The sequence below is a fragment of the Patescibacteria group bacterium genome (assembly GCA_016784145.1).
GTDB lineage: Bacteria > Patescibacteriota > Patescibacteriia > UBA2591 > UBA6264 > BS150m-G65.
This window is the reverse complement of sequence record JADHVF010000002.1, coordinates 110,935-123,483: the sequence shown is the minus strand read 5'-3', so window position 1 is coordinate 123,483 and position 12,549 is coordinate 110,935. Positions and strand designations below refer to the sequence as shown.

General features: G+C 29.5%; 12 protein-coding genes. All 12 read right to left on the bottom strand.

The features are described from left to right. The 12 genes from rplD to metG all read right to left on the bottom strand — a co-directional run bounded on the left by rplD (nucleotide 1) and on the right by metG (nucleotide 12,534). A complete protein-coding gene (gene rplD, locus ISS06_01775; GenBank protein MBL7053908.1) occupies nucleotides 1-639 on the bottom strand; it encodes a 50S ribosomal protein L4 in 639 nt (212 codons plus the stop codon). An 11-nt stretch (nucleotides 640-650) separates the two neighbouring features. Beyond that, the gene (gene rplC / locus ISS06_01770; protein MBL7053907.1) at nucleotides 651-1,268 is read right to left on the bottom strand and encodes a 50S ribosomal protein L3; all 618 of its coding nucleotides are present in this window, start codon (nucleotides 1,266-1,268) and stop codon (nucleotides 651-653) included. 195 nt (nucleotides 1,269-1,463) lie between these two features. Next, nucleotides 1,464-1,829 (bottom strand): 30S ribosomal protein S10, encoded by a 366-nt coding sequence (gene rpsJ, locus ISS06_01765; protein MBL7053906.1) that lies wholly within the window; start codon nucleotides 1,827-1,829, stop codon nucleotides 1,464-1,466. 58 nt (nucleotides 1,830-1,887) lie between these two features. Further along, nucleotides 1,888-3,093: an elongation factor Tu gene (tuf, locus tag ISS06_01760; protein ID MBL7053905.1), complete on the bottom strand. Its 1,206-nt coding sequence runs from the start codon at nucleotides 3,091-3,093 to the stop codon at nucleotides 1,888-1,890. Nucleotides 3,094-3,261: 168 nt separating this feature from the next. Further along, entirely contained in the window at nucleotides 3,262-4,161 is a 900-nt protein-coding gene (locus ISS06_01755) for an MBL fold metallo-hydrolase (GenBank protein ID MBL7053904.1), read from the bottom strand. 10 nt (nucleotides 4,162-4,171) lie between these two features. Further along, on the bottom strand, nucleotides 4,172-5,623 hold the full coding sequence (locus ISS06_01750) for a ComEC/Rec2 family competence protein (GenBank protein ID MBL7053903.1): 1,452 nt from the start codon (nucleotides 5,621-5,623) through the stop codon (nucleotides 4,172-4,174). Between the two features lie 27 nt (nucleotides 5,624-5,650). Then, nucleotides 5,651-6,196 (bottom strand): cob(I)yrinic acid a,c-diamide adenosyltransferase, encoded by a 546-nt coding sequence (locus tag ISS06_01745; protein ID MBL7053902.1) that lies wholly within the window; start codon nucleotides 6,194-6,196, stop codon nucleotides 5,651-5,653. Then, nucleotides 6,193-8,073, bottom strand: a complete 1,881-nt coding sequence (glmS, locus tag ISS06_01740) for a glutamine--fructose-6-phosphate transaminase (isomerizing) (GenBank protein MBL7053901.1) — start codon at nucleotides 8,071-8,073, stop codon at nucleotides 6,193-6,195. The genes ISS06_01745 and glmS overlap by 4 nt, the downstream gene beginning before the upstream one ends. A 10-nt stretch (nucleotides 8,074-8,083) precedes the next feature. Continuing rightward, nucleotides 8,084-9,118, bottom strand: coding sequence for a peptide chain release factor 2 (gene prfB, locus ISS06_01735; protein MBL7053900.1), 1,035 nt, complete (start codon nucleotides 9,116-9,118; stop codon nucleotides 8,084-8,086). Between the two features lie 70 nt (nucleotides 9,119-9,188). Further along, complete coding sequence (locus tag ISS06_01730; protein MBL7053899.1) at nucleotides 9,189-10,511, bottom strand: trypsin-like peptidase domain-containing protein; 1,323 nt, start codon at nucleotides 10,509-10,511, stop codon at nucleotides 9,189-9,191. Nucleotides 10,512-10,523: 12 nt separating this feature from the next. Further along, complete coding sequence (locus tag ISS06_01725; protein ID MBL7053898.1) at nucleotides 10,524-11,024, bottom strand: CvpA family protein; 501 nt, start codon at nucleotides 11,022-11,024, stop codon at nucleotides 10,524-10,526. Nucleotides 11,025-11,034: 10 nt separating this feature from the next. Beyond that, nucleotides 11,035-12,534, bottom strand: coding sequence for a methionine--tRNA ligase (metG, locus tag ISS06_01720; GenBank protein ID MBL7053897.1), 1,500 nt, complete (start codon nucleotides 12,532-12,534; stop codon nucleotides 11,035-11,037). Between the last annotated feature and the right edge of the window lie 15 nt (nucleotides 12,535-12,549).

Sequence of the window (12,549 nt, the reverse complement as noted above, 5' to 3'; positions counted from 1 at the left end):
TTAAATTTGTTTATAGTGTTTAACTATTTTATCAATTCCTTTTACCGTGGTTAATAAATAATCTGATTTCAAGATATCTAATATATTTAAACTTGTAATCTTAATTGTTTTTATATTTTTAATATTTCTAGCTGACTTAATTGTTTTTATATTTTTGTCATCCAAGGAAAAAAGAATTTTTTTATTCTGCTCTATTTTTAATTTTGATAATATATTAAAAAAATCTTTTGTTTTTATTTCTTGTAAATCAATTTTATCTAATACATATATATTTTTTTCTTTTGCTTTATCTGTCAAACACATTAAAAAAACTTTTTTTCTTAATTTTTTATTAATCTTTTTTTGATAATTTCTTTCTTTAGTTGGTCCAAAGGTTACTCCTCCTCCACGCCAAAGTGGAGAACGAATTGTACCTGCTCTGGCTCTACCAGTCCCTTTTTGCCTCCATGGCTTTCTCCCCCCTCCTCTTTTATCTGACCTTGTTTTTGTGTGCGCAAATGGATGTCTTTTATTTGATAAAAGAGACACAACAACCTGATGAACTAAATCATTGTTTATTTCTTTTTCAAAAATATCTGAATCTAATTTTTTGGTATCAACAATTTTTCCTTGCTGATTATATACATCCACTTTAATCATAAACCTATTTTTTAAGCTTCAACAATTTTTAATAATGAATTTCTAGCCCCAGGAATAGACCCTTTAACAAGAATAATATTTTCTTTTGGAAAAATTTTAACGATCTTTAAATCATAAACTGTTTTAAAATTATTTCCCATTCTGCCAGGCATTTTTTTTCCTTTAAAAACTCTAGCCGGACCAGTAGCTCCAATTGATCCAGGCATTCTTAACTGATCTTTATGTCCATGACTAGCTGGAGAGCCATGAAATCCATGTCTTTTAACAACCCCTTGAAATCCTCTGCCTTTTGTCTTTCCTAAAATCTTAACCATGTCTCCAACCTTAAAAATATCTACATTTATTATATCTCCTTTTTTTAATTTACTATCATTTATTCTAAACTCCCTTAAATACTTAAATGTATTTTCATTTTTTTTTAAAAGTCCCTGAACATGCCCTTGACTGGCTTTGTTTATTTTTTTTCTTGTTTCAAATCCAACTTGAATTGCATTATATCCATCATTGTCTTTTGATTTAACCTGAACAACCAAACATGGCCCAGATTGAATCTTCGTCACTGGAATAATTTCATTATCTTTATTAAAGATATGAGTCATGGCTAATTTTTTTCCAAGAATAAATTTCATAAACAATTCTGGCTAATTAAAAAACCGGACAGCCAAATAATTTACCGGCTAAATCCGGGCAATAAAATTAATTTAATTTTAAATCTTTGGCAATGGAGTCATGTAATTAAAATCAACACTTCGTTTTTTTAAAACGGTTTTTTAATCTTAATTAAAAACTATTTTATTTGTAAAACTTTTTATCTTATAAAAACACTACATTTTTATTTCAATATCTACTCCAGCAGGCAAATCTAACCCTGTCAGCTTTTCTATTACTTTTGGGTTAAAATCAATAATATCAATTAGCCTTTTGTGGGTTCTTTTTTCATATTGATCTCTTGAATCTTTATGAACAAAAGAAGACCTTAAAACAGTATATTTTCTTTTTTCAGTTGGAAGAAAAATTGGGCCAATAATCTTAGCATCTAAATGCTTCAAAGATTCAATAATGTTTTTAATTGCTTCATCTATAATTCTATGGTCATATGATTTGACCTTGATACGAATCTTTGGTTTATATTCTTTCTTGTCTAATTTTTTAGCAACAATTTTGTCTTTTTGCTTACTTTTATTTTTCATTACATTATAAAAAACTAATTCATTTCTAAACTAATATTCTAACTGTTAAATCAAAACATTACTTGGTTATCTTTGTTACAACTCCTGCTCCAACTGTTCTCCCACCTTCTCTAATTGCAAATCTTTGCTTTTCTTCAAGTGCAATTGGTTTATAGAGTTTAACCTTAAGGTCTAATGTATCCCCTGGCATAGCCATTTCAGTTCCTTCTGGTAAAAACGCTTCGCCAGTAACATCAGTTGTTCTAATATAAAACTGGGGCTTATACCCAGCCAAAAATGGGGTATGTCTGCCCCCTTCTTCTTTGGATAAAATATAAACCTGACAATCAAATTCTGTATGAGGAGTAACAGTCCCTGGCTTAGCAATTACTTGCCCTCTTTCAATGTCTGTTTTTTTAGTTCCTCTTAAAAGAATACCTGCATTATCTCCAGCAAACCCTTCTTCTAATGACTTCCTAAACATTTCTATGCCCGTAACAATTGTTTTAGTTGTTGGTCTTAATCCTACAATTTCAATCTCATCATTTAATTTAACAATTCCTTTTTCAATTTTTCCAGTAACAACTGTTCCCCTGCCTTCAATTGAAAAAATATCTTCAATTGGCATTAAAAATGGTTTCTCTGTATCTCTTTTTGGTTCTGGAATATATGAATCAAGGGAATCAAGCAATTTTAAGATTGGTCCACAATGCTCGCAATCTGTTTTTCCACAACCACATTCTATTGCTTTAGTAGCCGAGCCTTCAATAATAGGGGTCTCATCTCCTGGAAATTCATACTTTTTAAGAATGTCTTTAACTTCTTCTTTAACAAGTTCAATCAACTCTTTGTCTTCAACTTGGTCTGTCTTGTTTAAAAACACGACAATAGATGGTACTCCAACTTGTCTAGCCAGCAAGATATGCTCTCTTGTTTGAGGCATTGGACCATCAGTGGCTGAAATAACCAAAATAGCTCCATCCATTTGAGCTGCACCAGTAACCATGTTTTTAACATAGTCAGCATGTCCTGGACAATCAATGTGAGCATAATGTCTTTTGTCTGTTTCATACTCGACATGAGCTAACGAAATTGTAATTCCTCTACTTCTTTCTTCAGGAGCATTGTCAATTTCATCAACACTTCTTGTTTCAGCCTTTCCTCCAGAAGCTGTTAAAACTTTTAATATTGCCGCTGTTAAAGCTGTTTTGCCATGGTCAACATGACCAATTGTACCAACATTTAAATGCGGCTTTGTTCTTTCGAATTTTTCTTTAGCTGCCATATTAATTTTTCCTCATTTTAGATTGTAGGTTAAAAAATATCTACAAATCAAATTATTAGTTTATTAGTGAATATAATTATAACAATATTACAAATACAATGTCAAGTGTATTTATTAATTATGTTATAAAATATTATAACATTTTTTCTAAAATCTGTCCATGTCTATTTATTGAAACCAAGAATCTTGTAATTGAAAAACTAAATTATTCCCATTAGTTTTAAATATTATATCCCCATTTTTATCTGTTCTAAAAATTTTATCATATGGTATTAATTGAGTTAAATTTTTTAAAACCCGCAAACTAGGATGACCAAACTGATTTTCTCCTGATGAAATAACTCCATAACTTGGATTAATTTTTTTTAAAAAATCCATGGTTGAAGAATATTTTGAGCCGTGATGGCCTGCCTTAAAAACATCGCTAGACAAATCAATATCATTGTTAATCAACTCTGCTTCTGTTTCTTTAGTAGCATCTCCTGTAAACAAAAAACTATTATTTTTATAAACTAATTTCATTACAATAGAGGTAAAATTATCATCTGCTTTAAAATCCTTAACCAATGATTGCTGAGGCCAAAAAAATTTCATTAAAACATTTTCTTCTACCTTAATATCTATAGGAGCATCAATAATTCTGTGTGGAATATTTTTTTTCTTAATAAGATTTTGCCACTTATAAACAAGTGGCTTTGAGTCGTCAAGCCCATTGCTAATTATTTGCTTAACTGGATATCGCTCTAAAACCTCCACTAATCCTGTTAAGTGATCTAGTCCTGTATGAGTTAAAATAATTATATCTATAATTCTGTTGTCAAAAGAGATATACTTGTCTAATTTATTAATAATATTTATATCAGGACCACCATCAATTAAGATATTTTGATGAGCTGGCGTTTGAATTAAAGTAGCATCACCCTGTCCAATATCTAAAAAAATTACTCTTAAATTAGTATCATTTAAACAAGCCAGCCAATAAATATATCCTAAAAAAATAAGGCTTATTAAAAATAATATTCCAATAATAAAAATACTTTTTTTAAAAAAAATTTCTTTACTTAACATGGATAATTTCTCATAATTTATGATTTGTTATTCCTTTAATTTTAAAAAACCAAATTAATATCAAGACATACAACCCAATTACTCCCAAAAACGAAAAATCTTTGATATAAAACGATAAATATGGAATATTTGCTCCAATTTTAGCTATTAAAACAACATAAGTCAATAATATCCATACAGGCCATAACAAAAAATTTACCAACCAAGGAAAAATCAATCCTAAAAAAATAAAAAGAAAACCAAATATCATTAAAAATGATAATAAAGGCAAAATTAAAATATTAGATAATAAAGATATTAAAGACAAGCTTCCAAACCAATACAAAACTAATGGTAAAACAAAAATTTGAGCTGACAAAGTAATAGATAAATAATACCTTAATGGAAATTTATTGTTGTTTGGAACTTGACTAAAAATATGATTAAAATAATCTCTAAACATTCCTATGCCTAAAACAGCCATAAAAGATAATTGAAATCCTATATCAGATTTTAAAACTCTTGGGTTTAGCAGTAGCATTAAAACGCAAACAAAAGCAAGTGTTTGCATAAAATTTTTAGGACGCCCTATTTTGGTTGCATAAGATAAAATAATCCCCATAATAGCTGCCCGGACCGCTGAAACTGGCGCTCCCACCAATAAAACAAAAAGAGAAATAGCAAAACACATTAAATAAAAAGATTTGGCTTGGCTAATATGCAATGTGTTTACAAAAAAAGTAATTAATAGTAAACAAATAATACTAATGTGAAGCCCTGAAATAGCCAGAATATGCGATATGCCTGCCTGACTAAAATTATCTCTTGTTAAGGGTGGTATTTGATGGCGAATGCCAAGCAACATTGCGGTCAAAATTGATCCCTGAGGTTGAGAAAAATTTTTATTAATTAAACTATTAGCATTAGATTTAAATAATAATATTTTTTCATAAAAAAAATTGCCTGTCTTTCTGGTAATAATTTTTATTTTAGGCCAATAACAACTAAAATAAATATCATCTTTAGCAAGCCATTCATAATAATTAAATCTATCAGATGATTGAGATTGATTAAGATTACACTCAACTTCTAAAATATCTCCGTATTTGTAATCAGACAAAACAGGCGCGTTAACTAATATTCTGCCTTTTAATTTATGTTTCTGAAAAGAAACATTGCCAATAATTAATTTTAATTTATCAATCCTCTTAATTGGCTCTTTAATAACTTTTCCCTGAAAAACAATTGTTTGGTTGTTATAAAAACTAACATGATTTTTATCTATTTTTGGAAGGCTTATTTCATAACGAATTACGCCAAGTATAAAAAATAAAAAAATAACCAAAACAGGCAATACTTGTTTTGGTTTAATAAACACAAATATAATTAAAATCAATAAAAATAAAGGAATATAAACAATTGCTGGGATAAACAAAAAAGAGGTAATTGCAACCCCTACAATAAAAGATAAAAATATTTTCATTTTTTTATTTATTTCTTAATAAAATCTTTAATATTCTATTCCTTGTCTAGCCTTAACTCCTTGATAATAATAATGTTTTATTAATTTCATTTCTGTTACCAGGTGAGCTATTTTTATTATGGCTGGTAATGCTCCCCTGCCCGTCAAAATTAATTCCATGTTATTTGGTTTATGTTTTAATAAATTTACAAAATAATCTTTATCAATCATTTTTTCTTTTAAAACAAAATTTATTTCATCAAGAATTATTAAATCATATTGATTCTCTTTAAAAATTTGCTCCAGAATAATCATGCCTTTGATTGCCTCTGTTTTGTCCTGTTTACTTATTTTAAAATCATATTTACTCTTATTTTTATTAAAATGAGAAATTCCATTTACCCAAAAATCAATCCCTATTTTTAGTAAACTATTTCTTTCTCCATAATCAAATCCTCCTTTAGCAAAAAAAATAATTCCGACTTTCAATCCCCAACCAACTGCCCTGACTGCACTGCCAAGACAAGCAGTTGTTTTGCCCTTTCCGTTTCCAGTATAAACATGAATTTTGCCTAATTTTTTTTTCATTTTTATTCAACTGTTACACTCTTTGCTAAATTTCTTGGTTTGTCCACATCGCAACCTCTTAAAACAGCCATATGATATGCTAAAAGTTGCAACGGCACAACATTTAATATTGGAGTCAAAAATCCATCTATTTTTGGAACATAAATAACTTCATCAACTATCTTTTTTATGGCCTGATTACCTTTAGTAGCAATAGCAATAACAATTCCTCCTCTGGCTTTAACTTCTTCAATATTATTAATTACTTTTTGATAAACATTATCAACCGTATCAGTTGCTACAACTATTACTGGCATATTTTTATCTATCAGCGCAATTGGTCCATGCTTCATTTCTGCGGCTGGATAGCCTTCTGCGTGAATATACGAAATTTCTTTCAATTTTAAGGCTCCTTCAAGAGCAGTTGGAAAGTTGTACTCCCTGCCTAAATAAAGAAAATTATTAAACTTGTAATATTTAGTTGCTAATTTTTTAATCTGTTTATTTTGATTTAATATTTGTTTTATTTTGGCTGGAATACTATCAATTGATTTAATTCTTGTGGCTGCTTCTAATGGTTTTATCCTGCCTCTTTTTATTCCCAGCAATACTGCAATTTGTGCTAAAACAACTACCTGACATGTAAAAGCTTTTGTTGAAGCAACCCCTATCTCTGGGCCAGCATGAATATAAACGCCCGCATCAGTTTCTCTGGCAATAGTTGAACCAACCACATTTACAATGCCAAAAACATTTGCATTATTTTCTTTTATTTTTCTTAATGATTCTAATGTATCCGCTGTTTCTCCTGATTGAGAAAGAACAAAATATGCTTTTTGCTTATCAATTGGCGTATTTTTATACCTAAACTCTGAAGCATATTCTGTTTTACTAAAAATACCTGTTAAGTGTTCAAATAAATACTCTCCGATAAGCCCTGAATGCCAAGATGTTCCACAAGCCAAAAATACAAACCCATTAACATTTTTTAAAAAATCAATCCAATCATTTATACCTCCTAACTGTATTCTTGCTTCTTTTGTTAGGCATCTTCCTCTTATACAATTTTTTATTGATTCTGATTGTTCAAATATTTCTTTAAGCATAAAATGATCAAATCCTTGTTTAGCTATTTTAGATAAATCCCATGACACTTTATCAATTTGTTTTGTAATATTTCTATTTTCTAAATCTGTTATTTGGCATCCTTTGCTTGACAAAATAGCAATTTCCCCGTCACTTAAATAAATAACTTTTCTAGTGTGTTCAATAATTGCTGCTGGATCTGAAGCAACAATATATTTTCCCTTTTTAACAATACCAATAACAAGAGGGCTCCCTTTTTTGGCCACAATTAATTTATCAAGAGCCAAAGATGAAATAATTGCCAAACCATAAGTTCCCTCAACCAATGCCAGTGCTTTCTGAACAGCAATTAATAAATTATTATTTTTGCCTTCTGAATCTTTTGTATTAGTCCCCCTGCTCGTAGGATAATTTTCTTCAATCAAGTGAGCTACTACTTCTGTATCTGTATTAGAATAAAATTTATGACCTCGTTTATTTAGCCATGATTTTAATGTTTTGTAATTTTCAATAATTCCATTATGCACTAAAAAAATTTCTTTTTTACAATCAAAATGGGGGTGGGCATTAATTTTGTTTGGCTCTCCATGAGTGGCCCAACGAGTATGACTAATCCCTAAACTTCCATCCAATGACTCTATTTTAATTTTTTTAGCTAACCACAAAACTCTTCCCTTTTCTTTAATAACTTTAATTCTCCCTTTGTTTAAAACCGCACAACCAGCGCTATCATAACCACGATATTCTAATCGCTTTAACCCTCTTAATAAAATTTCTGTTGTATTTTTTTTGCCAATACAGGCAACTATTCCACACATATAATAATAATTATTTAAATTTTAATTTGCTTTCAATTATTTCATTTAAGTTGCCATCTAAGATTGAATTCACATCATTTGTCTCAAATTTTGTTCTTAAATCCTTAACCATTTTATATGGATGCAAAACATATGAACGAATTTGATTTCCCCATGAAGCTGACTTAAATTCCCCTTTTATCATATCCTTTTCTTCTTGTTTAACTGCCTGAAAATAATGATATAATTTTGATTTTAAAATTTTTAAAGCCCTGTCTTTGTTTTTAGACTGAGACCTAGCAACTTGCGAACTAGCTGAAATTTTAGTTGGCAAATGAGTAATTCGAACAGCTGACTCTGTTTTTTGCATATGCTGTCCTCCTGGTCCAGACGATAAAAAAGTATCAACTTTTAAATCATCTTGTTTAATAACAACTCCTATATCATCTATTTCTGGTAAAACTTGCACCATTGCAAAAGATGTATGTCTCGTTTTTTCAGCATCAAATGGAGAAATTCTAACTAAACGATGAACTCCTGCTTCATTTTTTAAAAATCCATAAGCAAAATCTCCTCTCACTTCTATTACCACGCTTTTAAGTCCTGCTTCTGTTCCTTTTGATTCTTCAACAATTCTAAAATCCCATTCTTTTTGCTTAGCATACTTTGAATACATTCTTAAAAGCATTTCAACCCAATCCTGAGCATCATCTCCTCCTGCTCCAGCAAATATAGACAACCATGCATTTTCTTGGTCGTATTTTCCATTTAAAAAACACAACTCTTCAAAATCAAGGAGTTGTTTTTTTACTTTAGAAAATTGTATTTCTATTTCTTTTCTTAAATTAACTGTTTGATCTATTTTGTCTATATTAGATATTTCTAATAAATCATTTACTTCTACTTTTATTTTTTGGTATTTGGCTAAATTTTGTTTTAATTTTTCTAATTTTTTTGATTCTGTTTCAGCTCTAACCCTATCTTCCCAAAAACTCGGCAAGGTCATTTCAACTTCGATTTTTTTAATAATTATTTTTTTATTAGCAAGGTCAAAGATATTCTCCAATTTCTTGAAGCCTCTTTTTAAACTCTTTTAATTCTAAAATTAATTCTTGCATAATTTTTTATAAAAAATTTTAAAACATTCCTTGTTTATATTCTTCTAAGGCTACCTCTATTTCTTTGATTTCTCCTTGATGATAAATCTTTAATTGGACCTTGTCTCCCGGCATATGTTTTTGAATCTCTCTAGCTAAAGAGTTTGTAGCTGTTATTTTTGTATTATTTATTTCTAAAATAATATCATTTTCAACCAAGCCAGCCTTATTAGCAGGAGAACCTGGGATAATAGCCAATTCTGTATCCTGCTCACCTCTTATAATTAAGGCTCCATGGTCATAATCCAAATTATTTTCTTGAGCTATTTTTTTATTATTTAAGACATATCTCACTCCTATATATGGCCTAATAATCCTGCCATATTTTTTAACACTAGCCACAACATTGGTTGCTTGATTGACTGGAATAGCAAATCCAATCAACTGCCCCTGTTTATTAACAGCTGTATTTATCCCTACTACCTCTCCATTTAAATCCACTAAAGGGCCTCCTGAATTACCAAAATTAATAGCCGCATCAGTCTGAATAACATCTTCCAATACTTCTGATTGACCAATCGAATCACTAGCAATAACTCTGCGAGAAATTCCGCTCACAACTCCTTTGGTTACTGTGTTCCTATATTCTCCCAAAGAATTACCAATTGCAATTACTGTTTGTCCTATTTTAATTTTATCTGAATTTCCAAATTTAACTTCTGGTAAATTGAATTTTAAATCATTAATTTTTAAAATAGCAATATCATTAAATGGATCACGAGCCAAAACTTCAGCATCATATTTTTCTCCACTATTGCTTATAACAGTATATTCTGCTTCATTCCCTGTCACAACATGCTTGTTTGTTAAAATTAATCTTTCCTTTGAAGAAACCACAAAACCTGTTCCACCGCCAACTTGTTGTGGTTGTTTCTTTTTCTCTTGAATAGGAGCTGGAAAAGGAATTTCATTACCCCTGAATCCCCATAAATCATTAAAAAAATCATCAAAAAATGGAGAATTAAATCTTTGTGATCCATAATAATGAGTAACATATTCTGAAACAACAATACTAACAACCGAAGGACTAATATTACTGACAGCCGAAATAGCATCTATTTCATCATAATTAACTATAATTTGTCTGGCCATTGGTGATTGTGTTTGTTCTTTTATTTTTTTGGGTGTTTCTGTTAGAGGATTTAAAAAAGTTTGATACAAAAAAGAATGTAGCAAAGGAGTTTCATTGTTCATCAAGTAATTAAAAGCATAAAAGCCTGATATTGTGCCAGCCAATCCGCCTACAATCAAGCTTATTAAAACAATAACAACAACTGATGATTTAAGTTTTAAATTTTTCATATAATACAATTATTAAAATATTTCTTTAACTTGTTTTAATGCTGCTGGTAATAATGGCAATAAAACTTTTCCAAAAGGAATTAAAAATCCTGCTAAAATAGAAGTTTCAATCATTTCATTCCAAGAGCCTGTAATTGGAAAACTAGTTGAAAAATATAAAAGAAGACCAATAATTAATCCTCCTTCAATTAAACCAAAGGCTGCTCCTGCTAAACGATTGAAAAACTTTAAAATAGGTAATTCAAAAAATTTATTAATCGCCTTAAATATTAAAAAGAGAATAAACCTAGCAAGAATAAAAACAGCGATAAAAGCCAATAAGCGCGCTAAATTAAAATTATCTCCCAGCCACGGCAAAATTTGCAACGCTATAACATCATACCATCTACTGGCTACAAAAACAGCTACTATTAAACTAATAATTCCTCCTATGGTTTGAATAAAGCCATTCCAAAAACCAAACCAAACAAACCCAAATAAAATTAAAAGGAGGATTAAATCAAAAAATACCATATAAATTTAATTAAAGTTTTGGAAATAAAATTTTTCCTTTATTAATCTTTTTAAAATCATTCTTAAATAATGTCTGGCCTTGTTTAATTGTCTTTCCTTTCTCCTTTAAAAGCCCTAATGATTCAAAAATGTCATTACTTTTATCAGGCATAAATGGACAAATCATCCATGACAAATGCCTTATCCCCTCTAAAAGATTGTAAATGATTTTTGTATATTCCTTGTTCTCGATAGATACTTGCCAAGGTTTTTGCTTATCAATATATTTATCAAGAAAACCTACAAAATCATTAATATTTTTTATAACTCTCTCAAACTTAAGTTTATTCATATTTTCTTCATATTCTTTCCAAGTTTTATTAATTTTTTGCTTGAATAAAGAATTCACTCGAGCAGGATGAATAAATTTTTTATTATTCTTAGTGGCTAAAGTTGTTACTCTTCTTAAAAGATTCCCAATGCCATTACAAAGATCATTGTTATATTTGTCATAAAACCCAGACATTGAAATATCTCCATCTTGCCCAAAAGGGAAAACTCCTAATAAAAGCCACCTTAATGCATCTGTGTCAAAAATTGTAGCTAATTTTTCCGGGTCAATTACATTGCCTAGTGATTTACTCATTTTCTGACCATTAACAGTAAAAAATCCATGAGCATAAAGTTTTTTTGGAAAAGGGGCATTAATTGCTAAAAGAATTGCCGGCCAAATAACAGCATGAAATCTTAAAATATCCTTGCCTATTAATTGAATATTAGCCGGCCAGTATTTTGGCCATTTTTTAAAATTTCCAGACCAACCAATGCCTGAAAGATAATTTATTAAAGCATCAATCCAAACATAGACAACATGACTATTATCCCATGGTATTTTTATCCCCCATTCAACTTTTTCTCTAGAAATTGCCAAATCTTCTAATTTATTTGATGTTAAAAATCCAAGAACTTCATTTCTCCTTTCTATTGGTTCAATTAAAAAATCTTTTTTCTTTATTAATTTAATTAACTTATCTTGGAAAGAAGAAATTTTTAAAAAATAACAATTTTCAGACAAAGCAATTGGTTTTTTATTATGAAAAGGGCATTTCCCTTTTTTCAATTCTTTGACAGAATAGTATCTTTCACATGGGACACAATAAAGCCCCTTGTATTCTCCTAGATAAATTAAATCTTTGGCTTTTAATTTATTTAAAATTGCTTCAACAGCTTGTTTGTGTTTAATATCTGTTGTTCTTATAAAATTATTATATGAAATTTTTAAAGTATCCCAAGATTTTTCAAATCTAGCCGAATTTTGATTACAAATTTCAATTGGAGAAATGCCTGCTTGCTGAGCTGTTTTAAAAACTTTTTCTCCGTGCTCATCTGTCCCGGTCAAGAAAAAAACATCTTCTCCATTCATTCTATGCCAACGAGACAAAACATCACAAGCAACTGTTGTGTAAGCACTGCCAATATGCGGTCTAGCATTTACATAATAAATTGGAGTAGTAATATAAAATCTTTTCATATTATCGATTATTAT

Excerpts from the sequence above, each read along its gene's own strand:
- rplD (MBL7053908.1), bottom strand. The coding sequence starts at position 639 with ATGATTAAAGTGGATGTATATAATCAGCAAGGAAAAATTGTTGATACC.
- rplC (MBL7053907.1), bottom strand. The coding sequence starts at position 1,268 with ATGAAATTTATTCTTGGAAAAAAATTAGCCATGACTCATATCTTTAAT.
- rpsJ (MBL7053906.1), bottom strand. The coding sequence starts at position 1,829 with ATGAAAAATAAAAGTAAGCAAAAAGACAAAATTGTTGCTAAAAAATTA.
- tuf (MBL7053905.1), bottom strand. The coding sequence starts at position 3,093 with ATGGCAGCTAAAGAAAAATTCGAAAGAACAAAGCCGCATTTAAATGTT.
- ISS06_01755 (MBL7053904.1), bottom strand. The coding sequence starts at position 4,161 with ATGTTAAGTAAAGAAATTTTTTTTAAAAAAAGTATTTTTATTATTGGA.
- ISS06_01750 (MBL7053903.1), bottom strand. The coding sequence starts at position 5,623 with ATGAAAATATTTTTATCTTTTATTGTAGGGGTTGCAATTACCTCTTTT.
- glmS (MBL7053901.1), bottom strand. The coding sequence starts at position 8,073 with ATGTGTGGAATAGTTGCCTGTATTGGCAAAAAAAATACAACAGAAATT.
- ISS06_01730 (MBL7053899.1), bottom strand. The coding sequence starts at position 10,511 with ATGAAAAATTTAAAACTTAAATCATCAGTTGTTGTTATTGTTTTAATA.
- ISS06_01725 (MBL7053898.1), bottom strand. The coding sequence starts at position 11,024 with ATGGTATTTTTTGATTTAATCCTCCTTTTAATTTTATTTGGGTTTGTT.
- metG (MBL7053897.1), bottom strand. The coding sequence starts at position 12,534 with ATGAAAAGATTTTATATTACTACTCCAATTTATTATGTAAATGCTAGA.